This window comes from Psychroflexus longus (assembly GCF_020164595.1).
GTDB classification, from domain to species: domain Bacteria; phylum Bacteroidota; class Bacteroidia; order Flavobacteriales; family Flavobacteriaceae; genus Psychroflexus; species Psychroflexus longus.
In genome coordinates this window covers 95,902-122,045 of sequence record NZ_JAIQZE010000003.1, presented here as the reverse complement: position 1 = coordinate 122,045, position 26,144 = coordinate 95,902, and the positions used below count along the sequence as shown (strand labels likewise).

The window sequence follows — 26,144 nt, the reverse complement described above, 5'->3', positions numbered from 1 at the left end:
ACCCTGTTTAAGTAACCTTAAGTAGGGTGTTTTTATTTAAAAGAACCCTTTGATGTTTTAGATTGACTTACACTTCTAAAAAAATTAAGCTAAAAAAATCAATCTTCAAACTGAATACTCTGGTATGCACCTGAATCTGGATTTTCAATTCTATTTTTCCCTAAAATATCAAAGGGTACCATGTTCGCTGTATTTTGGTTTCCAAAACTATTAGCAGCTGATTCTTCACCAATAATCATTTTGTTTTCTTCAGTGTTTTGAAACTGCGGTGCTTCGTTAATAATCACATTCTCAAATAAGTCTGAATTTTCAAAATCATATAGTTCATTGTCAGTATACTGATTGTTGATATCGTTGAAACGTAATAGAGTATTCTGAAACTTATAATTAAATTCAGCTTCATCTGATTTATTAAAAAGTAATTCTATGGATTCATTACCATAAATGATACAATTACTAAAATTGACATCAAGATCTGAAACAAAAAGAGTCTCACCTGCTTCTAAATTGTTTTCTATAAGAACTGCAGGGAATTGTCTAAAACTATTTCTCCAATAATTAGCAAATGTGGAATGTCTAAAATTATATCGACCCCCAAGAGAAAGATTTAAGGAGGACTGCCCACTATTATTAATCACTAAATTCTCTGCATCTATAAAACCAGTTCGAGCCAATAATCCAACATTAGCCGAATTGTAAATTTGCGTATTTTTAATTTTTAATGTTGGTTCTGAGGACCCATCATTGGAATCCATTAGGATACCAACAGTCGAATTTTTTATAGTCACATAATCAAACTCATGACCAGTACTACCTTCAGTAAGCCATATAGCTGCCCATTGTCCTGGAACATTAGAAAATTCTGGTTCAAGTCTATCTCCTTCAAAAATTATTTCGTTTTCCAAAAGATCAGTCGAGCTTAAACTTCCTTTAGCTTTCAAAGAGGCCGCGTTGGAAACTATAATGCCACTATTTTCATGAAAATGAACTCTCGCTCCAGGCTCTATTGTTAAAATTTCTCCTGAAGGCACTCCCGCAAAACCATAGATCACGTAGGGCTTTTCATTGGTGAACGTCAAATGCCCTTGATCTAAAACAAATCCATCTATTTGTATTTCTTCTCCTTCAGCATCAAGACCAAGACTCAAAGTTTCTGTAGATCCGTCTGGAAATCTCTCTGGAAATAAAAATTTAGCATCCTTTACTAAAGTAACAAGCTGAACTTGTTGCTGGTTTGCTTCAGAATCAAAATTGATTTGATCCGTATATAAAAATGAAAGTTGATTTTGACTCAATTCTTGAATGTCTGCAGTGACTTCCACAAACACAAAAATGCTATCTCTTGACAATATATTAATGTTATTGATAGTTTTACCAGCTACCCCATCGACATTTAATCTAAAATTTGAATTCTCTCCTTCGTTTAGTTGAATCTTAGGAATCATAATGTCTCGGCTACTTCTATTGTAGACTTTAAAGCTATAAGTACTAGAACCAATATTGGTAAACACCGTATCAAGGTAAAGCGTATCCTGAGAAAATTCCAGTTCTCCAAAGCTAGGTTCAGACTCAAAATCATCCCTACATGAGCTTAAGACAATCAAAATTAGAATTGAGAATAAAAGAAAAAACTGTTTCATAAAATTATATAAGGCATTGAACGCTAGTAGTGGTGATTTTATTTTTCAGTGAGTTTCACTTCAAAAAGTTTATCCCAATTCTTACCTGTCACAAAAAGTCTGTTGGAGTTTTTATGGTAAGCGATTCCATTCAACACATCCAATCTTGAATGCTGTTTAACTTTGTCTCTGAGTCCTCTAAAGTCAACAACACCATCAACAGCTCCGGTTTTAGGATTTATGATAACCACACCGTCTTTTTGATAAGTATTGGCATAAATCTTACCCTCAACCCATTCCAGTTCGTTAACTTGATTTAAAATAGCGCTGTTGGTTGTAGGCTGGATATAAAATTCTTCCTCTAAGCTTTCTTTATTTAAGATCCAGATTTTATCGGTGCCGTCACTTTTGTAAAGTTTTTCACCATCATTACAAAGCCCCCAGCCTTCTTTACTCTCAGAATAAGCAAATTTATTGAGCATGTTCATAGTTTGGAGATCATAGACCAAACCCTCCTGAGATTGCCAGGTCAATTGATAAATCTTGTCATTTAGAATTGTCAGACCTTCTCCAAAATAAAACTGATCCAATTCCACTTTCTGAAGGACTTCTCCTGTTTCATAATTTACTTTTCTTAAACTCGACTCACCGCGTTGACCTGTACTTTCGTAAAGTGTATCACCATGAAACTCCAATCCTTGAGTATATGCCAAGATATCGTGCGGATAGGTATTTACAATTTCATACCTATATAGCTTTGGTTTTTCATTATTTAATATTTTGATGGTTTCAGAAAGTTTTACCTCTTCACCATTTACTTCAAGAAGTATTTCTAAGCTATGATTTCCCAATTTTACTTCAGATAAGTCAAAAGAAAAAGACTCCGAAAATTTGAGATCTGATACACTTTCATTTTGAAATCTAATTTCTACTGAATTTACCTTGTGATCTTTCAATGCTTTTATATTTCCTTTAAGCGTCTCGCTATTATTTAAAGTTTTGGATTTATTATCTAACTGAATTTTAAAATCTTTAGACAAATCTTCATCACAGGATAGGACTATGAGAGTTAAAAATATGATTACTAAGGACTTAAAAACTTGCATGATTTTAAAATTTAAAACTGAAGTAAAAATAGGGAATTTGACAAGAAAACGACTTGCCGACTTTAAATAAGATCGTATATTTGCAATCGGCAAGTCCTACACAACCAGCTCCTGTCGAATCCCCCAGGGCGGGAACGCAGCAAGGGTAGATGGTCGTAGCGGTGTGATGTAGGTAGCTTGCCTTTTTTTATTCCCTCAACTTTTCTCATTTTTTTCTTAAGCCTATAAGTTGGATATTTGCGAAAACTCAAAATTCAATGCAAAACGTCGTATTGATTACTGGAGCTTCTTCAGGGATCGGAAAATCTATTGGCGAATATTTAGCCAAACATAGTTACAAAGTCTATGGAACTTCAAGACAGCCTAAGCAAGATCAACTCAATGGAATTCATTTCCTAAAACTTGACGTAACCAATACAGAAAGTGTAAAATCTGCAGTTGATGTTCTTATTGAGAAAGAAGGAAGAATAGATTTTCTTATCAATAATGCTGGCGTTGGAATCACCGGACCAATGGAAGAAATTCCAGAAGAAGAACAAAAAAATATTTTTGAAACCAATTATTTTGGGCCTTTAAGGGTTATAAACGCTGTATTACCTCATATGAGGTCAAATAAAAAAGGATTCATTATTAATGTTACTTCCATTGCCGGCTATATGGGACTTCCTTTTAGAGGGTTTTATTCTGCCGCCAAAGGTGCCTTAGAATTGGCCACAGAAGCTTACCGAATGGAATTGAAAGCATTCGGCATCAAAATGTGTAATGTAGCTCCTGGAGATTTTGCTACCAACATTGCTGCTGGAAGATACCATGCCCCGATTCAAGAAAATTCGCCTTACAAAGAAGTTTATGAAAAAAGCTTAAAGCTAATGGACGAGCACGTAGACCATGGAAAAGATCCAAATCTCATGGCAAAAAGCATACATGCTATCATGCAAGAATCAAATCCAAAAATCCATTATAAGGTTGGCGATTTTACTCAAAAAATATCAGTTTTTCTCAAACACATTCTTCCTGATAAAGTTTTTGAAAAAATGCTACTTAAACACTATAAACTGTAAATTTGTAATCAAAACATATACTTATGAAATTTTTTATTGATACTGCAAATATTGACCAAATCAAAGAAGCTCAGGATCTTGGGATTCTAGATGGGGTAACTACCAATCCATCTTTAATGGCTAAAGAAGGAATCACTGGTGAAGAAAATATTAAAAACCACTACATCAAGATTTGTGAAATTGTCGATGGCGATGTAAGTGCTGAAGTAATTTCTACTGATTTTGAAGGAATTGTTAAAGAAGGTGAAGCTCTTGCAAAACTTCATGACCAAATTGTTGTAAAAGTTCCAATGATCAAAGAAGGTGTAAAAGCCATTAAATATTTTTCTGAAAAAGGAATTAGAACCAATTGTACGCTTGTCTTTTCCGTAGGACAAGCGCTTCTTGCAGCCAAAGCTGGAGCTACATACGTTTCACCATTTATAGGTCGCCTGGATGATATTTCTACAGATGGTTTGAATTTGATCGAAGAGATAAGATTGGTATATGATAACTATATGTTCGAAACTCAAATTCTTGCAGCCTCAGTAAGACACACTATGCACATCATTGACTGTGCAAAACTTGGTGCTGATGTGATGACTGGACCCTTATCTTCTATCGAAGGACTTCTAAAACATCCTCTAACCGATAGTGGATTGGAAAAATTCTTAGCTGATTATAATAAGAATAACTAATGACTAGTGATTAGTCAAAAATAATTACTGAATATAACTTGAAAGGTGCTCTCAAATTAATTTGTGAACACCTTTCTTTTTTTAGCGCGGCTTAGGAATTGAAGTGAAAATCCTGCAGGCCCCCAAAAGCATTGAAACGGAAAGCCCGACTGCACCTTTTTAGGCGCGGGAAGCCCCGAAAAAAAGTTAAGCAGTTTGCATTTCCATGCTTGTGATAGTTTCCAGAAAATACTCATGCTGTTCTTCAGTGTAATCCAAGTGGGTTACCAATCGCATTTTACCGTTTCCCATATTACTGATTCGGATGCCTTTTTCTTCGAGATCTCTCATGAATTTAACCTCATCCAAATGTGGCTCTAAATTGAAGATCACGATATTGGTTTCAACGTGATCTACGGCTTTGATCAACGGATGCTTATTCAATACCTTCTCGATATGTTTAGCTCTCTGATGATCTATATTCAACCTCTCGACATGATTATGTAAGGCGTAATAGGCTCCTGCGGCCATATACCCTACCTGTCGCATGCCTCCACCCAACACTTTTCTAACTCTAATAGCGTTTTTCATCAGATCGTCATTTCCCATCAAAACTGTGCCCATGGGTGCGCCAAGACCTTTGGACAGACATAATGAAATCGTATCAAATTCTTTCCCGAAATCTTTTGGATCGTGATTATTGGCAACAATAGCGTTATAAAGTCTGGCGCCGTCGAGATGTAATCCCAAACCGTGCTTATCGCAAACGGCTCTGATAGAACGAATGGTTTCTAAATCATAACAAGCACCACCTCCTTTGTTGGTTGTGTTTTCTAAACATACTAGTGAAGTTAAAGGACTGTGATAAAAATCTGGCGGATTGATCGCTTCTTCAACCAAATTGGCAGTGATTTTACCTTTATCACCGTCTACGAGTTTGCAGGATACTCCACTATTGAAGGAGACGCCGCCGCCTTCATAATTGTAAACGTGAGCCCATTTATCGCAGATCAACTGTTCGCCAGGTTGCGTATGGAGCTTGATGGCAGCTTGGTTGGACATAGATCCTGTTGGAAAATACAAAGCGGCATCCATACCGAACAAATCAGCTAGATAGGTTTCAAGCTGATTGACAGACGGATCTTCTTTGTAGACATCATCGCCAACTTCAGCATTCATCATATAATCCAACATTGCTTTGGTTGGCCTTGTCACTGTATCACTTCTTAAATCAATTTTCATCAGAGCACATTTTATTCGAAAATAAACATAATTAGATTGATGACCACCGAGATAATTTCTAAATTTGACAAAACTTCTAACTATGATCAATTCAGACTCCATAAAGACTATAAACAAGCGTATCACTTCCCTAAATCAATATCTTTGACTTAGATGCTAAACGCGTAAAAGTTTCCAACGAAGAAGAAAAAACATTTGCTCCAAATTTCTGGGATAAACCTCAGGAAGCACAAAAATTGATGCAAGCCATCAATGATATAAAGCAATGGATCAAAAGTTTTGATGAAGCCAAACAAAAAGTAGAAGACCTCAACGTCTTATTTGAATTCTACGAAGAAGGAGATGTTTCTGAAGAGGAAATACAAGAAAAACATGATGAAGCTTTAGAGCTTATCGAAGATTTAGAATTTAAAAATATGCTTTCTGAAGAAAGCGATCCTTTAACGGCTATTTTACAAATCACAGCCGGTGCTGGAGGTACCGAGAGCTGTGACTGGGCGGAGATGCTTATGAGAATGTATGTGATGTGGGCTGAGCGCAGAGGCTTCAAAGTAAGAGAACTGAACCATCAATCAGGTGATGTAGCGGGTATCAAGACGGTAACTTTAGAAATTGAGGGCGATTATGCTTTTGGTTGGTTGAAAGGTGAAAATGGAGTTCATCGATTAGTCAGAATTTCTCCATTTGATAGTAATGCTAAACGTCACACCTCCTTCGCTTCCGTATATGTTTATCCTTTGGTTGATGACACGATAGAAATTGATATCAATCCATCCGACATCAATTGGGATTTTGCCAGATCTGGTGGTGCCGGTGGTCAAAACGTCAACAAAGTTGAAACTAAAGCAATTTTGACTCACCACCCTAGCGGTATCGTGATTCATAATTCTGAAACCCGATCTCAATTAGAAAATCGGCAAAAAGCCATGCAGATGTTGAAATCTCAGTTGTATGAAATTGAGCTTCAGAAACAGCAAGCGGCCAGAACTGAAATTGAGTCTGAAAAGAAAAGTATAGAATGGGGATCACAGATTCGTAATTACGTCATGCATCCCTACAAGCTTGTTAAGGATGTGAGAACAGGTCATGAAAGTGGAAATGTAGACGACATTATGAATGGTCATATTGATTCCTTTTTGAAAACCTTCTTGATGAGCAGCGGACAGAAAAAAGAAAATGATACCTTATGATTACAATATACCATAACCCAAGATGTAAAAAATCCAGAGAAGGCTTAGCTATTTTGGAAGCTTCTGGAAACGAGTTTGAAATTGTTAAGTATTTAGAAGAAGTTCCTTCCAAAGAAGAGATTTCCTCTATTCTGAATAAACTCAATATCTCACCAATGGATCTGGTGAGGACTCAGGAAAAAATTTGGAAAGAGAACTTCAAAGGCAAATCCCTTTCTGATGCAGAAGTAATAGATGCCATACTTGAATATCCAAAATTGATTGAGCGTCCAATAGTTATCAATGGCGATAAAGCTGTCATCGGGAGACCTCCTGAGGATATTAAAAGGATTCTTTAATAAATATTGAAAGCACGTAGAGTGTAGGTCTTCGTAAATTGAACTTTAAAAACAAAGCATGAATTCAGTTGAGATAAATTCAGAAGTAAAAGATGAATACCAACATTGGGCGTTGAGCCAAAAAATACTTGAAGATGTTTTTCAGTATTTATCAGTGAAAGGAAATAAAGCAGAAGTAAAAGCTGGACTTGAAAACACACTGATGAATTTACAGCCAAGTCATGAAATGTATGGTCAGGATTTATTTCTGAAAGTTGACTATGATTCTATAAAATCAGGATTTGGATATGCGAATTTAATTCTGACTGAAATTGAAACCCAACATTGTTTTCAATTGATTCAGGATGCTTCAAAAACTTACTTTGAAACTATTGAAATTCCTAACGAAGCTAAAGTTGATTCCAATCTATTTAAAATCGGTAATTTCAAATTAAAACGCAACCAGTATATCGACAAAGCTTACAATTATGTAAAGTCTAAATCTGGTGAGGCTATAGCAACTAATGCCATTTTGAGTTCAGCTTTAAGATACGGTTCGATTTATGCTGAAACGCGACATATCGGACCACCACAAAAGGTGTATGATATGTTCTATAACTGGGGCATCAAAAATGAAGGCTTTGCTTCGCCTTTTAACGCCAGGTTATTGGGCAAGGAAAATGCACAGTTCTACAGTTTATTTAAAGATACTGATGAAATTTTTGGTAGTGCAGGGAGTTATTTCCGTTTGAGCCAGCCTGAAAATCCTGGCCACTGGTGCCTGGATCCTCCATTTACAACTGAAATCATGTCTAAAGTTGACAGCATTCTAAAAGAATGGCTGGCTAAATATAAAAACCTAAGCTTTTTACTCATTATTCCAGAAAGTCACACGCCAAAAAATAAACCTGACGAAACAGTGACTTTAAAAAAAGATATTCATTATTATGAGGGTTTGGAAGGAGTCCTAAAACCTTTACCCGTTAATGTTTGCATTCACAGATATGGCAAGCTTGATAATTTCTCTGCTAAAGCTATTTTAGAGGGGTACTCCAAATAAAAAGCTGGTTTGAAGTATTTCGAACCAGCTTTTTAAGATTGTTTATATCTCAATTAAGAATTCGTCATGTCTTCTGGCCTAACCCATTTATCAAATTCTTCTTCAGTAGTATAACCTAACCTAACTGCTTCTTCCCTTAAAGTGGTTCCATTTTTATGAGCAGTGTTGGCAATTTCAGCTGCTTTATAATAACCGATTTTAGTATTAAGAGCAGTAACCAACATCAATGAATTTCTCAACAATTCATCAATACGCTCTTGATTTGGCTCGATTCCAGCAGCACAATTTTCATCAAAAGAAACACAGGCATCACCAATCAATTCTGCAGATTGCAAAACGTTAGCAGCCATCACAGGTTTGAACACATTCAGCTCAAACTGACCCTGCATACCTCCTACTCCAATCGCAACATCATTTCCCATAACCTGAGCGCAAACCATGGTTAAAGCTTCACACTGGGTCGGATTGACTTTTCCAGGCATGATTGACGAACCTGGTTCGTTGGCTGGAATGGTGATTTCACCAATTCCACTTCGTGGTCCAGAAGAGAGCATTCTGATATCGTTACCAATTTTATTCAATGATACAGCTAGTTGCTTTAAGGCACCATGAGTCTCTACTAGTGAATCATGAGCAGCAAGAGCTTCAAATTTATTTTCTGCAGAGACGAAAGGAAGATTCGTAAAATCTGAAATGAATTGTGCAACTTTATCTGCATAACCTTCTGGAGTATTGAGGCCTGTTCCCACTGCAGTTCCACCCAGAGCTAACTCTTGAAGGTGAGGTAACGTATTTTCTAAAGCTCTAAGTCCGTGATTCAATTGGGATACATATCCGCTAAATTCCTGACCCAAAGTTAATGGAGTCGCATCCATGAAATGTGTTCTTCCTATTTTCACTACATCTTTAAAAGCTTCCGCTTTACTCTGAAGTTGATCTCTAAGTTGTGAAACTCCAGGAATGGTAACTTCTACGATTTTTTTGTAAATCGCAATATGCATTCCGGTTGGGAATGTATCATTGGACGATTGAGATTTGTTAACATCATCATTGGGTGATACGAATTTGTTGCCTTTTCCCAATTTATGGCCTTGCAATTGGTGAATTCTATTTGAAATTACTTCATTGACATTCATATTACTCTGAGTCCCGGATCCTGTTTGCCAGATCACTAATGGAAACTGATCGTCGTGTTTACCTTCTAGGATTTCATCACAAACTTGAGCGATGAGATCTCTTTTTTCAACTTCTAAAACTCCTAACTCAGCATTAGTAAATGCAGCAGCTTTTTTAAGGTATGCAAATCCATAGATGATTTCTAATGGCATAGAAGCCTGTGGTCCGATTTTAAAATTGTTTCTTGAGCGCTCGGTTTGAGCTGCCCAAAGTTTATCAGCAGGGACTTGAACGTCACCTATAGTATCTTTTTCTATTCTGTAGGACATAGTATGATTTTTTGTTTGTCAAATTTAAGAAATATTAAATTGAGTAAACTTTAAAGTCAACTTTCTAAAGAATTATTTTAAAGAAATAGGAGCTTGTATTTCATTGTTTAATTATCTTTGCAGAAACAAAATTTAATCTGATGTTCGAATTTGATCAATATTTAGGGTTTTTACTTTTCTTACTCATCTTAACCATTGGTTTTTGGTTATTGATTTTTTTAACTGCAATCATCCCTTATTGGATTGGGGGTTCTTTAATTGAACGTTTAAAAGAAATCAAGGACGGTAAGAAAAAGAAAGACGACTAAACCATATTATATTTAAAATAAAAAAGGGCTGTAATCTTTGATTACAGCCCTTTTTTATTTTAAATATTCTTTACATCCCCTTACTGAGCTCCAAATTCTCCGTCATCGTAATCATCGCCACCGCCTCTTCTTTGATCTCTTTTTTGTTGATTAAATCTATATACTACTGTTGCAGTAAACTGTCTTACTCTCCACTGAGATGAACTATTGGAAGTGAAGTTTTCTGTAATTGTAAATTGGTCTCTTTTTCTAGAGTTAAATAAATCTCTGACATTAAAAGAAACAGTTAAGTTATCATCTTCCAGAAAGTCTTTACTAAAACCTAAATCTACTGAAGCAATAGGATCTGTTTCAGTCTGTGCATTTTGTCTAGGACCTCTGTAAAAAGCATTAGTCTGCCATTGTATTTTCCAGGGTAAAATAATGTTTGAACTAAATCTTCCAAAATAACTTTCGTTGGTAGCTCCATATTCAATTCCCTCAAATGCGCCTTCTGTTTCAAATCTAAAATAGTTGAAACTTAAATTAGTCCTTAGCCATTTAGCCGGGTTATATAGAATACCAACTTCTGCCCCATATCTCTCTTCAGTAGCAAGGTTAATAGGTATGTTTTCTATAATAGGAATACCATCTTCTTCAGTTACTCGTCCAGTATCTCTTTCCACACGCTCAAAAGCATCAGTTTCTCTTTGAAAATATACGGAGCTGGTTAAGGTTAATTTTTCCCAGCGTTTTAAGTATCCTAAATCAAAAGCACTCGCAAATGATGGATCTAAATCCGGATTTCCCTGAAAAACATTTATTCTACTGGATTGTGATGGAAAAGGATTCAAGAACCAGCTTCGTGGTCTATTAATTCTTCGGTTATAACCTAAAGTAACATTTTCGTCTTCTCCTAATTCGTAAACCAAATTAACTGTTGGGAAAAGTCCATCAAAATTTTTGTCAAAATCAAAGTTTCTATCAAAGTTTTCTGGTACTAGCGGTAATGTGTTTCCTTTCAATTGAGTATTTTCATATCTCAATCCTAACAGGTATGAGAACTTACCCATTTTATCACCATATTGAGTATAAACAGCAGTAACATTCTGCTGAAAGTTGAAATCACTGGAAACAAATTCATCTGTCAATAGATTTCCGGTTTCAAGATCTTGTCTCTGAACCAAAAATCCTTGAGATTGATCTTCATACTCTCCTCTAAATCCAGCTTCAAACTGAGCATCACCTATAGGCAAAACATAATCTGCCTGAATTAAAAAACTTTCTTCAAATTCAGTTTCAAGATTATCTTGAAAAGCTACTAGTGAATCTACAGGGATTGTTTGATTTTCATTAATTAAAGCGGTTTTAGTTTCATCACTATTGGAATATTGTAAATCTGCAGTTAACTTATGATCTCTGTTTTCCTCATCAAACCGCTTTTCATAATTTAAGGCGTATTGAAAACGTTCATCATCTTCCAATTCAGTTTCAATTCTTTCGGTTGTACTATTTTCAATGCCTTGATCGAATCTTCTATTGATATTGGTTGAAATATCTCGATCATCTCCTAACCTTGTAAAAAAGCTTGCAGTAATCGAGGACATGTCATCAATAAAATACTCGACACCCGCATTAACATTGAAATTTTGACCAGTTCTGTCAAATTCTCTATCCTCGATAATTCTATCAAAACTTGAATTACCAGTATATCTCGTATCAGTAAACGCGTTACCTGGTCTTGTTCTATCGGTGTAACCAAGACTTGTAAATACATTAAAATTATCGGTCCTCAAGTTTAAATCCAGAAAAGCTCCAGAGTTAGTTGGATCTCCCAAAGTTCCTCGTACAGAACCATTAAATCCAAGTGTATTCTCCCTTTTTAATATAATATTTATAATTCCTGCAGTACCTTCAGCGTCATATCTAGCAGAAGGACTTGTAATCACTTCAACCGATTCTATAGCATCAGCAGGTAGTTGCTGAAAAATATCCTGGTCACCAAAACCCGCAATTGAAGATGGTTTTCCATTGATAAGAATTCTTACATTTTCATTTCCTCTTAAACTTATAGCACCATCTATATCTACTGTAACTGAAGGGACGTTACCTAAGGCGTCTCCTACTGTACCTCCGGAAGTGGTAAGGTCTTTACCGACATTGTAGATTTTTTTGTCAAGCCTGACTTCTACCTGAGTAGTTTCTGCTACAACAGTAACTTCATCCAGCTCACCTGCTTTAGCTCCAAGACCAATTGTCCCTAAATCTGTATCTTTATTTATAGTGAAATTATTAATCTTTTTGATTTCAAAAGAAATATATTCAATTTCTAGATTGTAAGTACCTTTTTCCAATTGGATAGAGAATACACCTTGCTGGTTGGTGACTCCTCCATTGACGATACTTCCATCTTCAATGCTTTTTGCTGAAATTGAAGCATATTCCAAAGGAAAATCCATTGATTTATCTATAACTTTTCCGGTTAACTCATACTTCTGTGCAAATCCAACGATAGGAAGAAACATAAGTATGATCATTATCTTTTTGTACACTATATTTAGTTTTAAATTTAGTCTTAGGACTTAATGAAGTGAATTCAGTTTAATCCGCTGTCGTTAAAGTTGAGTTAACACAGTATAAGCCGATTTATAAGCAAATTTTGATCAAAATTTTGTGAGGTAGCTGAGTAGTTATTATATTTCAACGATATTACGAACCTTAACATTGAAAGACATGTCAGAACAGAAAGATCCCAAGGACTTAAATGAAGAAAACGTCTCAAAACCGATTGAAGACGCTTCAGAAAATAATACTAGTGAAACTTCTAAAGATGAGAAGACATCTAGTGAAACTGAAGCAAATTCAGAAGGAGAAGACAAACAAGATAGCATCTCGGAGACAATTGAGGAAACTTCTGAACATGACGAACACAAAACTCCTATAAATGAAGAAGTAACTAATGAATCTGCATCAAATTCAGAAGAAAAAAATGAAGGTGAAGAGAGTGTAGAATCTGATGATGACTTTGCGGAAGATGGAAATTCAGAAGCTAAAGATCAGGATGTGGATGAGGCCAATGCTGAGGATAGTGAAGATCACGATGTTGCCAGAAGGCATGAGATAGAAATGAAGGATTATCATGCAATGTCCCTCGATGAGCTTGTGCTTGAACTCGAAAGTCTTGTCAAAAAAGAAAAGGTTCAATCCATAAAGGATCATGTCAATAATATTAAAATTGAGTTTGATAAAAAGTTCAATGATATTATCGAAGAGAAGAAAGAGGAGTTTATTGCTGATGGAGGAAATATTATAGATTTTCATTATTCTTCCCCAGTTAAGAAAAACTTCAACACCATCTATTTTAATTACCGTGAAAAACGGGATCAGTATTACTCTCAGTTAAAAAAGAACCTCAATACCAACCTCAAAACAAGACTTGGAATTATTGAAGAGTTAAAGAACATGATTGGTTCTGGAGAAAGTATGACTTCAAGCTTCAAGCAGTTCAAAGAACTTCAAGAGCGTTGGAAAAATGCAGGCTCCGTGCCTAGAAGCGATTATAATACAGTTTGGAATAATTACCACCACCACATCGAACGATTTTACGATTTCTTGCACCTGGACCGTGAATTTCGCGACATGGATTTCAAGTATAATTTAGATCAAAAGTTGAAAATCATCAATCGCGCTGAGGAATTAACTCAGGAAGAAGATGTCAACAGGGCTTTCCGTGAGTTGCAACTGCTACACAAAATGTGGAAGGAGGAATTAGGACCTGTAGCCAGGGAGTTCAGAGATGAGATTTGGGAGAAATTTAGTGAGGCTACAAGGCTTATACATGATAAGCGCCAGGCACATTTTGAAAAGCTAGATGAGAAGCGTGAAGAGAATCTCAAAGTTAAGCTGGAGATTATTGAACAAATTCAGAAGTTAACTGAAAGCAAAATCACTCAACATAAAGATGCTCAAGAACGCATCAAGAATGTGAACAAATTGAGAGATCTTTTTTTTAAGGCTGGAAGTGTTCCAAGACAAAAGCAGGATGCTACCTGGGATGCCTTCAGAAAAGCGACTCGAGAATTTAATAAGAATAAGAATGATTTTTATAAGGACCTAAAAGCTGAGCAATATGAAAATCTTGAAAAGAAAAAAGAGCTTATAAAAATTGCTGAAAAACACAAGGATAGTGATGATTTCAAGACCACTACTCCACTAATGAAGAAAATTCAAAACGACTGGAAGAAAATTGGGCACGTCCCTAGAAAGGATTCTGATAAAATCTGGAAGCAGTTCAAATCGGCTTGCAATCATTATTTTGACAGGTTTCATGCCAATAAAAACAATGAAGATAATGAGGAAATGAAAGCTTTCAACCAAAAAAGAGAGCTTATCCAAAAGCTCAAAGATGAAGAGCTAAGTGATGATGAAGACAAAACAATTGCACTTGTAAAATCTTATATTTCTAAGTGGAATGAAGTTGGAATGGTGCCAACCAACAAACGTTATGTTGAAAATAAATTTAACAGAGCACTAGACCAAATTTTCAAAAGAATTGACATCAGTAAGACGGATGCAGAATTGATGAAATATCAGAATAGGCTTCAAAACCTTGAGGAGTCAGATGATTCTCAACGCATCTACAAAGAGCAAACTTTTCTTAGAAAGAAAATAGATGACACCAAGTCTGAACTACAACAGCTCGAAAACAACCTTCAATTCTTCTCAGTTGATGCTGACAGAGATAATCCACTTGTAAAAGAAGTGTATAGCAATATAGACAAGCTAAAAGAAGATCTGGAAATGTGGAAAACGAAATTGAAGAAAATCAAAGAGCTTTAATGAGCAAAAGCAAACCAGAACCAAATTATAAATGTCCGCTATGCAACAGTGTAGCGGATTATTTTTGTTCTATCGGCAAAAAAGGGAGAGACTATTACAAGTGTGTTACCTGTCATTCAGTTTTTCTTCATCCAAAAAAATATATCGATTATTCTTCCGAAAAATCCAGGTATGAAGAACATAATAACGATGTTGAGGACCCCCGATACCAAAACTTTGTAAGTCCAATTACAAACGCGATCCAGACTCAATTCCCAAAAACTGCAGAAGGACTTGACTATGGTTGTGGTACAGGGCCTGTGGCATCGGTAGTTCTGGAAGAAGATGGTTTTAAAGAAATAGCTTTATACGATCCCTTTTTTCAGACCAATGAAGATAATCTTTCCAGGAACTATGATTTTATCATTTGCTGCGAAGTCATGGAACATTTTTTTGATCCTAAAAAAGAGTTCACTCTTTTACGAAGTTTACTTAAGCCTTCTGGCAAGCTTTTCTGTAAAACGAGTATTCTGAAAGATGATAACGATGAAGATCATTTTAAAGACTGGTGGTACAATAATGATCCAACACATGTCTTTTTTTACACATCTAGGACTTTAAAATATATAGCTAAAAAATTTGACTTCAATGGAGTTCAGATAGAATCAAAGTTGATCACCTTTAATTAATTACCTTAAATTAAATTTTGGGAACAAATCCTTCATAATATAACTGTAGTTAGGATCTAGGAAATAAGCCTTCTCATAATGATCTACTGAGTCCTGTAATTCCCCGAGTTCAAAATAAATACCAGCATATCTATATTCTAATTCTGCGAAGTGAGGAAAAAAGTCTTCAGCATGCTTTAGAGTTTCTAAGGCATCCTCAAAATGTTTTAGATCTATGAGAATATCCAACCGGGTAATCCAGGTTTCTAATTCATAATTACCTAGCTCTAAACTTTTTTTGAAACCAAAAGCAGAATCTTTAATATTATCTAACTCTAAATTGATGATAGCGAAATGCTTCCAATACAAAACATTTTCTTCGTCAATGTTAATAGCCTTATTGATATAGTAAAGCGCTTTTTTATAATCCTTGATTTTTACATGATAGTCTGAAAGTGCTAACCAAACTTTATCTAAAAGCGGATCCTCATGCAATGCTTTTTTGTAATGTTTGAGGGCTTTCTCTGGATCATTAAGTTTCAGGAAACACTTTCCTATTCTTAAATAAGCAAAAGCAGTAGGATCGTCTATCTGAAGAGTTAATGTGTAACACTCTATAGCTTCCTTGTAACGACTTAATCTTTCTAAAACTTTACCTTTTTCGAGATAAGCTCCAATAAAATAATCATCTGAAATAATTGCAAAATCAAAAGCCTCAAGTGCTTGTTCATATTGTTTATTTTCAAAATATATTTTACCTAGCTGATGCCAGGCAACTTCACAGTAAGGCTGGCGATCTAGAAAATCTTTTAGAAAAACTATAGCTGCTTCGTTTTGATCTAAAAAATCGAAACAATAAATAATATTATATAGGGCTGTATAATCATTTTCATCATTCTCCAGACACTGTATATAGCTGTCTTTGGCATTTTCAAAATCTTCAAGAAATAGATACTCCATACCCATTATGCTATGTATTTCAATAAGATCGTCTGCAAAATCCAGAGCCTCTTTTAAAACATCAATAGCATCAAAATGGAGATCTTGTTTTGAATATATATTCGCAATCAGGATATAAATTTCTTCATTATTGGGTTCTAAAGCTTTAAGGCGCTCCAGTAACTCCATAGCCTTTTCAAACTTGTCTTCAAATGTTAAAAGCTCAGCTTTCATCAAAAGTAAGTTGACGGATTTAGGATGCTGATCCAACGCAAGCTTGAGAGCTTTTTTAGCTAATGCTAACCTTCCACTATCAATATAATGACCTATAATATTCTCAAATTCTGCAGCGTCAAAAAATAAGACCTCATTGGTTTTTAGCATCATTTCAAATTTCTCTATAGGAAAATCGAAGTCTTCATTGTGAGAGGATCCTAGTTGCATATAAAATGATTTAATTTTAGGTTAAGGTAAACGTCTTTATTCAATAAAGAATAGAATTTTTAAAAATGTTATCCACAAGTTATTCACTTATTTTGGATTTTGAATACGAATCCAATATATCAATTATAATGCCACAGCCTTGGGCTATTTCCTCTTCAGATATGGTTAAAGGCGGTGATATTCTCACTGCTTTATTTTCGTAAAGTAACCAAAATAAAACAAGACCCCTTTCTTTAGCTTCCAAAACTAAATGATTTGCAATATCTGAGGTTCTAAAAATTGGAGCAAGCATTAAGCCCATCCCTCTTATTTCAGTTATTAATTCATGGGAAAGCAGTTTTCTAAATAACTTTTCTTTCTTTTCAATGTCTTTAATAATGCTCGTTGACGTCAAAACTTCTAAAGTTGCCTTACAAGCGGATGCAATTACAGGATTTCCGCCAAACGTGGTAATATGGCCAAGTTTTGGCTTGTCGCTTAATAAACTCATCAAAGTTTTAGAAGCTGTAAAAGCACCAACCGGCAAACCAGAAGCCATAGCTTTTCCTATTACTAAAATATCTGGAACAATTCCAAAATGTTCAAACCCGAAAAGCTTGCCTGTTCTTCCAAATCCTGGCTGAATTTCGTCCAAGATTAATAAAGCACCAACGTCTTCACATCGTTGTTTTATCTTTTTTAAATAATCGGTTTTAGGTACAATAAAACCTGCACCTCCCTGAATGGTTTCTAAGATGACAGCTGCAGTGTTTTTGGTAATGACATCTAGGCAGGTTTCTGTATTGAACTGAATGTGAGTGATGTCTCCAACCAAAGGTCGAAATGGAGCGATACGTTCTTCATAATCCATTAAACTTAAGGCTCCATATGAATTACCGTGGTAGCAATTTCTGGCTGCAATAATTTGACTTCTTCCTGTAGCTCTTCTGGCTAACTTCATCGCTCCGTCAATAGCTTCAGTTCCGCTATTGACCAGGTAAGTCTGTGATAAAGGTTCTGGCAAATGCTCTGCCAGTAGTTTTGTAAATTCAACTGCAGGAGACTGGATATACTCTCCATACACCATGACATGCATGTATTTGTCGAGTTGATCTTTGATAGCTTTGATCACTATTGGATGCCTGTGACCTAGACCGCAAGCTGATACTCCAGCTACAAAATCCAAGTATTGTTTGCCGTCGGTTGTATAAATAAAAGACCCTTCAGCATGACTCACTTCCATACCAAGAGGATGAGGAGTCGTTTGAGCCTGATATTCTAGAAAATCACTCTTCATCAATTGGTTTTATGGTTTTAGGTTTAGGTGATTTCTCAAGAGCTTTAGATGGAGTATTCCCTTTAGAATTTTTCAGAGTGGAATTTTTCAAATTGGAATTGGAATTTAATTCATCCACACCTTCAAAGAAATCCTCGTAAATTTCTGGATCTTTTATTCCCTTTATTTTAGGTAAAACTGGTCTTTCTCTTCCTTTCAATAAATCAGCTTTGGTCGTAAGCCTTTCTTCTCCACGCCAAGTAAAGCCTTTTAATTCCTTAGAGTTTTCCGGGAATTGAGAACTTGGGAAAGTCTTTGAATCTACATTATTGTAGTAAACCACTTCCAGAATTTCTTGGTTTTCTAATAGTATTTTAATCTTCGCTGATAAGGTTTTATCAATTCCTATAAGATCGGAACTGTCATCTCTTACATAAAACAAAGATTCTGTGTTTTTTATAATGTCCACTTCATAGATCTCATTGTTTTCAAAGAGTGCATAAAGTTCCTTTCCCTTAATTTGATTATATCCTTCGATAGAATCTTTTTGAATCATAAATGAATTTTCAAAAACTCTTAAAGAATCTAGTTTTTCAGTTTCAGTATCACTAATTAGATGTATGGTATCTCCAGTAATTTGACTTTCTCCAGACCATAAAACTGGATTTCTTATCAGTTTGGTCAACCCTGTTTTTTCACTACTATGAATGGAATCAGCTTTGCCGCTTAGGTCAAATTTGAATATTCTTGCATCATAATAAGCTCTTATATCTCTATTATCTACTTCTCCGGTGACGAGCAAAGTATCACTGGCCAGGTAAACAGAATCTTTTTCCTGTTTAATAGCTACTATCGGATTTTTGGTTATAAATAAAGAATCTTTTTTTCTAAACACCTCTGCATAATGACCTGTAATCACCGAATGATTTATGGTGTCTGTTACCTTGATATTATTGGTTGCGGAAGCAAAACCGCTAGGTCTGTCAAAAAATATACTGTCGCCTTCTAGTTTTCGATTTTCGTAATCAACTTTAGAGTTTTTCACAAAAAAACCATTGTCATTTCTTGTATCATAAAAACCGCGCTCACAATAAACAACGCTTGTTTCGCTCGTTATAGTTGAGGGACCGTATAAATAAGCATGCCCTTCTTCAGAATAAAAATCAAGATTTTCAGAATCAATATCATATTCTGGATTTCTAACTTTTACATTCTGTTTAAAAGAAAATTTCTCCTGATTCATAAAATACCTTCCTCTTATGCTGGTAATAGTAGATGCAGAATCCTGAACTTTGCCACCGCTGCGGTAAAAAGCTTCCTGCTTGACCCTATTGAAAAACAAAGAATCTGTGGTTAACTTATTACTTGGTGTGGTTAAAACCACGTCTTCACTAGCAAATGCGAACTGGGTATTACCATTATATTCAGCATATTTACTGGTCATGTTGATGGTATCCCCCTGCTTCATTCTCACATTACCATAAGCTTTAAAAAAATCATCAGCCTGATAAAAAATAGCCCGATCACACCAGACTTCTATGCCTTTATGAAGGAAATATACCTGTCTGGATACTTTTTGCAGAATAGTTGCGTCAGGATATGTAGCTTCGTCTACCCGGGTCCTGTCGCTTTCGTAGTAAATTTTTTTGCCTTCCTGGGAAAACAGTGAACTAGTTAATATGAGAAAGGATAATAATAGAAAGAAATATTTCAAATTATAAGATTTGGTAACAAAATTAAGCAATTCCAGTCATGTCTTATTTTTTTAAATAAAAATTTACAAATAACTTTAGCAAGACTTAAGAATAATCCATTCTGAATAAATATTAAATGTGTGAAATCTGATTACATATGAAGCTGAAGAACATGTAGAGCGTTTATTAATAAAAGCCAGTGTTCATTTGCTTAGTAAAGACTGTTCTGAATTTGAATAGATGCACAACTTTATACTTAAGCCTATCTTAAGATTAAACTTCTATAAATAAGCTACATTTGTATTTATGAAAAAAATATTTTCATATCTGCTGATCTTTCTATTTACCATGCAATCCTTTGGTATGAATATCGGTGATGTATCAAGTTTTTATAATTTGGTAAACCACTATCAACTTCATAAAACAAACTATAACAATTCGTTCAACGATTTTTTGGATTTACATTATGGCAGCAAGAAGGAAGCCCACTCTAATGAGCATGAAGAACACGAAAATTTACCTTTCCAGGATGTCATTTCATCAATAAACACCATTTATTTTACCACCCCAGAATTAGTTCAGCTTCTCCCAGTGCATATTGAAATTTCATCAACTAAAAATTTCAATTATCAAGATTTCTTTTCAACCTTACATACTACTGAAATTCTTCAGCCACCAAAAGCTTGAATAATAATTCAATTTACTTTTTATGATCAATAAGCTGCCTCAAGGCAGAGCCACCTGGTTATCCAAAGTGAAATACTTTAAAATTTTGACCTAATAGGTCGGGAAATAAAACCCCTCAATGAGGGATTCAAATTCAACTCATATGTTAACAAAAATCATTGAATTTAGTTTAAAGTCTAAATTCTTTATCATATTAATGCTTAGCTTTATTGTTGGTTTTGGCGTTTACAGTTTGACCAATATTTCCGTAGGTGCTGTACCAGACATCACCAACAACCAGGTACAAGTCATTACTACCTCCAGAAGCCTGTCCACCATAGATGTGGAACAATTTATCACTTATCCCGTTGAGTTGGAAATGTCCAATTTGCCTGGAGTGAAAGAAATCCGATCGGTGTCAAAATTTGGTCTTTCCGTAGTTACTGTCATTTTTGAAGATGATATGGGAACTTATCTTCCCCGCCAGCTGATTGCAGAAAAGCTAAACAATGTCGAAGAAACCATTCCCAATAATTTTGGTACCCCAGAAATGGGACCTATTACAACGGGTCTGGGAGAAATTTATCAATATACGCTGGAAACCAAACCCGGCTATGAAAATGAGTTTAGCGTCATGGAGCTCAGAAGTATCCAGGACTGGATCGTGAAACGCCAACTTTCTGGTATTCCGGGAATTGTTGAAATCAATACCTGGGGCGGATTCCTTAAAGAATACGAAGTTGCTATTTCTTCCGAAAAGCTTCAAGCCAGAAACATCAGTATTCAGCAGGTGTTTACAGCTTTAGAAAAAAATAACAGCATTGCCGGTGGAAGCTATATTGAAAAAGAAGAGCAAGCCTATTTTATCCGTGGTAACGGACTGGTCAAAAGTCTGGAAGACATCCGAAATATAAGTGTAGAAAACAGAAATGGGGTTCCCATCCTCATTGGAGATGTGGCAGAAGTAGGCTTCGGATTTGCCAGACGATTTGGAGCCATCACTGGAAATGGTGAAGGTGAAAAAGTACTCGGACAAATCATGATGCTCAAGGATGCTGATTCCAAAGCTGTAATTACGGCTTTAAAAGACCGACTACAACAAATTGAAGAAAGTTTACCCGAAGGCGTTTACATCAATGGCTTTCTGGATAGAAGTGAATTGATTGGTAAAACTACCTCCACAATAGCTGAAAATTTAATTTTAGGATTTCTAGTCGTTGCTTTTATTGTGACTTTACTTATCGGAGATATCCGATCGGGATTGATCATTTCCTCTGTAATCCCACTTAGTTTTCTTATTGCTATAAGCTTGATGTATATTTTCAACATCGATGCTAACCTGATGAGTCTTGGGGCGCTCGACTTCGGAATCATTATAGACGGAGCGGTCATTATCGTGGAGTTTGTCGCCTTTAAAATGCTACTGAAATCTGAGAAATTTAAAACTTTAACAGGTGAAGACTATACTTCAGAAAAAAATGAAATCGCCGCAAAAGGCGCTTCCAAAATGATGAATTCTGCCATTTTTGGACAACTCATCATTTTGATTGTATTTATTCCAATTGTTTCCCTTTCCGGAGTTGAAGGTAAAATGTTTAGACCGATGGCTCTCACCTTCGGTTTTGCGCTTATTGGAGCCATGTTTTTATGTCTAACCTGGATTCCGGTAGCTTGTAGCTTATTTTTAAATCCTAAGAAACTGAAATCTAAAAATATCTCGACAAAAATTTTAGATCAGGTTAAAAAAGCTTACGTCCCCTCGGTGAGCTGGGCTTTAAATCATACGAAAGCCGTTGTCATTTCTGCCTTGGTCATTGTGGCCTTAGCTGTGTTTACCTTTACCAAGATGGGAGGTGAATTTGTACCTACGCTGGATGAGGGAGATTTCGTGATCCAGCCCATTCTTAAAACTGGTAAATCTCTATCGAGCACCATTGAACGTACCACCCAAATAGAAAAAATACTTTTGGATAATTTTCCTGAAGTGACACAAGTTGTCAGCAGAATTGGTGCTGCGGAAGTGCCGACCGATCCCATGTCAATGCAGGATTCTGACGTCATAATTCGGCTTAAACCCAAAGATGAATGGACCAGCGCTGAAAGTAAAGAAGAACTGGCTAATAAATTCAAAGAAGCGCTAACCGTAATCCCAGGGATGGAAATCGAATTTACACAGCCTATCGAGATGCGTTTTAACGAACTGATTACAGGAGTTCGATCGGATATCGCTATTAAAATCTTTGGAGAAGATTTGGATATTCTCGCTGAAAAAGGAAATGAAGTCCAAAACCTCATTCGTAATGTGGATGGTGCTGCAGATATTTCTGTCGAGAAAATCGTTGGCTTGCCACAAATGGCAGTAAATTTTAATAGATCAAAAATTGCCCGTTACGGGTTGAATATTGAAGACTTGAACAACATTATTGCTGCTGGATTTGCCGGTCAGAAAACAGGTGTTGTTTTTGAAGGTGAAAAGCGTTATGACATGGTTGTAAGACTTCAGGAAGATAAACGCGAGGATATAACTGATCTGCAAAACCTGATGATCGATACGCCAAACGCTGGGAAAATTCCATTGAGCGAAGTCGCCGACATCATTTACGCCAAAGGGCCTGCCAAGATTTCCAGAGATGAAACCAAACGACGAATCGTCGTTGGTGTCAACGTAAGAAATCGTGATTTGGCTTCAGTCGTTGAAGATATTCAAGTGATTTTGGAAGACAAATTATCTTTACCTGTAGGATATACCATGACTTATGGCGGTCAGTTTGAAAATCTACAAAGTGCCACCAAACGTTTGGAAATCACTGTACCGATAGTGCTTGTGCTTATTTTTGTCATGCTTTATTTTGCTTTGAAAAATTACAAAGATGCCTTACTTATTTTTACAGCTATTCCGTTTTCGGCTGTTGGAGGCGTGTTTTTATTGTGGATAAGAGATATGCCCTTTAGCATTTCGGCAGGTGTTGGTTTTATTGCTCTATTCGGAATTGCCGTATTAAACGGGATTATTTTAGTGGAATATTTTAAAGACCTGCAAAATGACAACAGAGAGCTCAATAAAGATAACATTATAGAAGCCACGCTGGACCGGTTGAGAGCAGTCCTGCTTACAGCAAGTTCCACGGCTCTTGGATTTCTGCCTATGGCGATCTCCACAGGTGCAGGTGCTGAGGTGCAACGACCACTAGCTACGGTGGTCATTGGCGGGCTTATCACTTCTACCCTACTGACATTAATTATCCTTCCAGTGTTGTATTACATTTTTGAAGGAAAATCTAAAAAAGTAAAAATGCCAAAGACCACAATTTTAGTTATCCTTTTTGGACTTGGTGGCGTATTCTCAAGTCAGGCACAAAATCCAGAACTGGATCAGCTTAAAGCTGAAATGCTGGCCAACAATAAAGGCTTGAATGCTTCCAAACTCAATATAAATCGGGCTGAAGCAGCCGAAGGACAAGCCTTTACGTTCGATAAAGCACAGATTTATCAAAATTACGATGAAGCTGAAATTGATCCGATTGCTAATCGCCCCTTATACCAATGGGGAATTATCCAAAATTTCGATTTTCCCACAGTTTACAATAGTCGCTTAAAACTTAATAAAGTAACTACCGAGCTTGCCGAAACCAGTTATTCAATTGAGGAAAGGTTGAGGCTTAAGAACCTAGAAATCAGTTATATGGAATATTCGATCATTAAAGAGAAGCTTCAGATTTACAGCTATCTGGACAGCATTTATAAAGATTTTTCCAGAATGGCCAGGCGAAAATTTGAAGAAGGTGAATCTTCTTATTTGGAAAAAATAACTGCCCAGTCCAAACAAAAGCAAATTGAAGCTCAACTTGTAAAAGTCAGGAATGAGCTGGTAAATTCGTCAAACCAAATAAGAACTATTGTTCAGTCTGATGTTGAACTTAGTATTGAAGGGGAAACGCCACACCGGCTGACTTTAAACAACCTCAACAGTATTGAAAATTTACCCGATTTCGTATTGAGTGAATTACAGACTCAACAAGCTAAACGCAGTGAACAACTCGCTAAAAATGAATTATTGCCTGGGATAAGTGCGAGTTACTTTATGCGGAGCAATTCCAGCATCGACAAAAATTTTGAAGGTTATCAAATAGGATTGAATATTCCTCTGTTATTTTTCGGAAATCAATCCAAAATTAAAGCACGTCAACTAGAAAATGAAATGATGGCTATGGCTCAACAAGAAACCAAAATCCAACTGGAGCAAAAACAGAGAACGCTTATCAATTCACTATCCAGCCAGGATGAAAGTTTAGTTACTTTTGAAAATGGTCAACTCAAGGTGGCCGATGAAATTTTCAAAACAGCCAACTTATCTTTTAAAAACGGTGAAATTGATTTCTTCAGATTTGTACAAAGTCTGGAAACGGCTCAACAAATCAAGCTGGAGTATCTGCAACAACTTATGGACTTCAATGCTACCGTTATCTCACTAAATTACCTCACTTTAAATTAACTAAAAATGAAGACGCCTTATATATATTTCATACTCAGTTTAAGCTTACTAGTTTTAAGCTGTAACTCAACTGAATCAAATTCAGAAGAGAAAGAAGAATCCCATGACAATGATGAGCACATCATTCTGACTAAAACTCAATTTGAAAATGGAAATTTCGCACTTGGTAATGCAGACACAATTGAATTTTCCAATCGCTTTCGGGTGACGGGAATGATTGACGTTCCCCCGGAAAACAGAGCTTCGATAAATTCGTTTTTTGAAGGTTACGTAAGCAAAACCACTTTGTTGATTGGGAATAAAGTCGAAAAAGGAGATTTGTTGGTGACGCTGGAAAATCCAGAATTTATAAAGCTTCAGCAGACTTACCTGGAAAATCTTTCTCAGCTAGACTATTTGAAATCTGAATTTGAAAGAAAAAAGAATTTACTGGAGGATCTGGTGATTTCTGAAAAGGTATTTCAAAAAGCAAAAAGTGATTATTTGACGACTAAAGCGAGTGTTTCCGGATTGGAGAAAACATTGCAATTGATGAACGTCTCTTTAGACAAAGTCAGAAATGGAAATTTTAATTCTGAAATTCATATTTATGCGCCTTTGTCTGGAAAGATTTCAAAACTGAATATTTCTCAGGGTACGTTTGTAAATAAGTCCATGATGATGATGGAAATTCTGGATACCGACCACGTTCATTTGGAGCTAGATATATTTGAAAAAGATATCATGAAAATTAAAGAAGAGCAACCGCTTACTTTTAAACTGCCCGAACAAACCGATCAGGAATTTATAGCGCACGTGAAGTTGGTGGGTGCAGAAATAAGCTCGAACAGGACAGTAAAAGTTCATGCTCACCCCGATGATGATAACCAGAATTTTGCGGTGGGGATGTATGTGGAAGCTTTCTTTAATGACAATCCCCAAAAACACCTAGCTTTACCACAAACCGCTTTTGTTGAAAAAAATAATAAGCAATATGTTTTAAAATTGATTGAAGAGACAAACGGTGAATATACTTTTGAATCTGTTCTGATGAAAACTTCAGATCCACAGAATGGGTCTCAACCCCTTTTGAATGAAAAAGAAATAACACCAGATGAAAAATTTTTGATCAAAGGTGCTTTTGATATCTTCGGTGGAGCAAGTGGTGATTACGATCATTAAAATAAGGAATCGATTTTTGATGAC

19 protein-coding genes and 1 other RNA gene are annotated in these 26,144 nt (G+C 35.9%); 12 read left to right on the top strand and 8 right to left on the bottom strand.

What is annotated here, in order from left to right; genetic code table 11:
- Positions 1–98: 98 nt before the first annotated feature.
- Positions 99–1,640 carry a hypothetical protein gene (locus LB452_RS04435; protein WP_224460519.1) on the bottom strand — a complete coding sequence of 514 codons (1,542 nt, stop codon included), beginning with the start codon at positions 1,638–1,640 and terminating at the stop codon, positions 99–101.
- A gap of 38 nt (positions 1,641–1,678) precedes the next feature.
- Positions 1,679–2,725 (bottom strand): glutaminyl-peptide cyclotransferase, encoded by a 1,047-nt coding sequence (locus tag LB452_RS04430; protein ID WP_224460518.1) that lies wholly within the window; start codon positions 2,723–2,725, stop codon positions 1,679–1,681.
- A gap of 87 nt (positions 2,726–2,812) precedes the next feature.
- On the opposite strand from LB452_RS04430, the gene ffs reads away from it, so the two are divergent.
- From ffs to fsa, 3 genes are all read left to right on the top strand, one after another.
- Positions 2,813–2,911: signal recognition particle sRNA small type (gene ffs / locus LB452_RS04425), an RNA gene on the top strand.
- A 71-nt stretch (positions 2,912–2,982) separates the two neighbouring features.
- A complete protein-coding gene (locus LB452_RS04420; RefSeq protein WP_224460517.1) occupies positions 2,983–3,786 on the top strand; it encodes an SDR family oxidoreductase in 804 nt (267 codons plus the stop codon).
- A 23-nt stretch (positions 3,787–3,809) separates the two neighbouring features.
- Positions 3,810–4,463 carry a fructose-6-phosphate aldolase gene (gene fsa / locus LB452_RS04415; protein ID WP_224460516.1) on the top strand — a complete coding sequence of 218 codons (654 nt, stop codon included), beginning with the start codon at positions 3,810–3,812 and terminating at the stop codon, positions 4,461–4,463.
- Between the two features lie 186 nt (positions 4,464–4,649).
- Here the strand turns inward: fsa and LB452_RS04410 are convergent, their stop codons facing one another.
- Entirely contained in the window at positions 4,650–5,684 is a 1,035-nt protein-coding gene (locus tag LB452_RS04410; protein WP_224460515.1) for a threonine aldolase family protein, read from the bottom strand.
- 82 nt (positions 5,685–5,766) lie between these two features.
- Between LB452_RS04410 and prfB the strand changes: the two genes are divergently transcribed.
- From prfB to LB452_RS04395, 3 genes are all read left to right on the top strand, one after another.
- Positions 5,767–6,874, top strand: a protein-coding gene (gene prfB, locus LB452_RS04405) for a peptide chain release factor 2 (protein ID WP_224460514.1) whose coding sequence is annotated in 2 segments (ribosomal slippage) — positions 5,767–5,829 and positions 5,831–6,874 — 1,107 coding nt in all. Because the reading frame shifts where the segments join, the coding sequence is not laid out codon by codon here.
- Positions 6,871–7,212, top strand: a complete 342-nt coding sequence (gene arsC / locus LB452_RS04400; RefSeq protein ID WP_224460513.1) for an arsenate reductase (glutaredoxin) — start codon at positions 6,871–6,873, stop codon at positions 7,210–7,212. The genes prfB and arsC overlap by 4 nt, the downstream gene beginning before the upstream one ends.
- A gap of 58 nt (positions 7,213–7,270) precedes the next feature.
- Positions 7,271–8,251, top strand: a complete 981-nt coding sequence (locus tag LB452_RS04395) for a PCIF1 family methyltransferase (protein WP_224460512.1) — start codon at positions 7,271–7,273, stop codon at positions 8,249–8,251.
- Positions 8,252–8,304: 53 nt separating this feature from the next.
- On the opposite strand, the gene fumC is transcribed toward LB452_RS04395, so the two are convergent.
- Positions 8,305–9,696, bottom strand: a complete 1,392-nt coding sequence (gene fumC, locus LB452_RS04390) for a class II fumarate hydratase (protein ID WP_224460511.1) — start codon at positions 9,694–9,696, stop codon at positions 8,305–8,307.
- Between the two features lie 140 nt (positions 9,697–9,836).
- On the opposite strand from fumC, the gene LB452_RS04385 reads away from it, so the two are divergent.
- Positions 9,837–10,004: a hypothetical protein gene (locus LB452_RS04385; RefSeq protein ID WP_224460510.1), complete on the top strand. Its 168-nt coding sequence runs from the start codon at positions 9,837–9,839 to the stop codon at positions 10,002–10,004.
- Positions 10,005–10,084: 80 nt separating this feature from the next.
- Here the strand turns inward: LB452_RS04385 and LB452_RS04380 are convergent, their stop codons facing one another.
- The gene (locus tag LB452_RS04380) at positions 10,085–12,520 is read right to left on the bottom strand and encodes a TonB-dependent receptor domain-containing protein (RefSeq protein WP_224460636.1); all 2,436 of its coding nucleotides are present in this window, start codon (positions 12,518–12,520) and stop codon (positions 10,085–10,087) included.
- A 196-nt stretch (positions 12,521–12,716) separates the two neighbouring features.
- Here LB452_RS04380 and LB452_RS04375 point away from each other — a divergent pair, with 196 nt between their 5' ends.
- Positions 12,717–14,822: a DUF349 domain-containing protein gene (locus LB452_RS04375; RefSeq protein ID WP_224460509.1), complete on the top strand. Its 2,106-nt coding sequence runs from the start codon at positions 12,717–12,719 to the stop codon at positions 14,820–14,822.
- Positions 14,822–15,490 (top strand): class I SAM-dependent methyltransferase, encoded by a 669-nt coding sequence (locus tag LB452_RS04370; RefSeq protein WP_224460508.1) that lies wholly within the window; start codon positions 14,822–14,824, stop codon positions 15,488–15,490. Before LB452_RS04375 ends, LB452_RS04370 begins: the two co-directional genes overlap by 1 nt.
- On the opposite strand, the gene LB452_RS04365 is transcribed toward LB452_RS04370, so the two are convergent.
- The 3 genes from LB452_RS04365 to LB452_RS04355 form a co-directional block, all read right to left on the bottom strand.
- Complete coding sequence (locus LB452_RS04365; protein ID WP_224460507.1) at positions 15,491–16,852, bottom strand: tetratricopeptide repeat protein; 1,362 nt, start codon at positions 16,850–16,852, stop codon at positions 15,491–15,493. It lies immediately after the preceding gene.
- 79 nt (positions 16,853–16,931) lie between these two features.
- The gene (locus LB452_RS04360) at positions 16,932–18,128 is read right to left on the bottom strand and encodes an aspartate aminotransferase family protein (protein WP_224460506.1); all 1,197 of its coding nucleotides are present in this window, start codon (positions 18,126–18,128) and stop codon (positions 16,932–16,934) included.
- Positions 18,118–19,821: an OstA-like protein gene (locus LB452_RS04355; RefSeq protein ID WP_224460505.1), complete on the bottom strand. Its 1,704-nt coding sequence runs from the start codon at positions 19,819–19,821 to the stop codon at positions 18,118–18,120. The genes LB452_RS04360 and LB452_RS04355 overlap by 11 nt, the downstream gene beginning before the upstream one ends.
- Before the next feature lie 286 nt (positions 19,822–20,107).
- Here LB452_RS04355 and LB452_RS04350 point away from each other — a divergent pair, with 286 nt between their 5' ends.
- The 3 genes from LB452_RS04350 (at position 20,108) to LB452_RS04340 (ending at position 26,120) form a co-directional block, all read left to right on the top strand.
- Complete coding sequence (locus tag LB452_RS04350) at positions 20,108–20,488, top strand: hypothetical protein (protein WP_224460504.1); 381 nt, start codon at positions 20,108–20,110, stop codon at positions 20,486–20,488.
- A 142-nt stretch (positions 20,489–20,630) separates the two neighbouring features.
- Positions 20,631–24,959 (top strand): CusA/CzcA family heavy metal efflux RND transporter, encoded by a 4,329-nt coding sequence (locus LB452_RS04345; RefSeq protein ID WP_224460503.1) that lies wholly within the window; start codon positions 20,631–20,633, stop codon positions 24,957–24,959.
- Between the two features lie 6 nt (positions 24,960–24,965).
- Positions 24,966–26,120 carry an efflux RND transporter periplasmic adaptor subunit gene (locus LB452_RS04340; protein ID WP_224460502.1) on the top strand — a complete coding sequence of 385 codons (1,155 nt, stop codon included), beginning with the start codon at positions 24,966–24,968 and terminating at the stop codon, positions 26,118–26,120.
- The last annotated feature ends 24 nt before the right edge of the window (positions 26,121–26,144 follow it).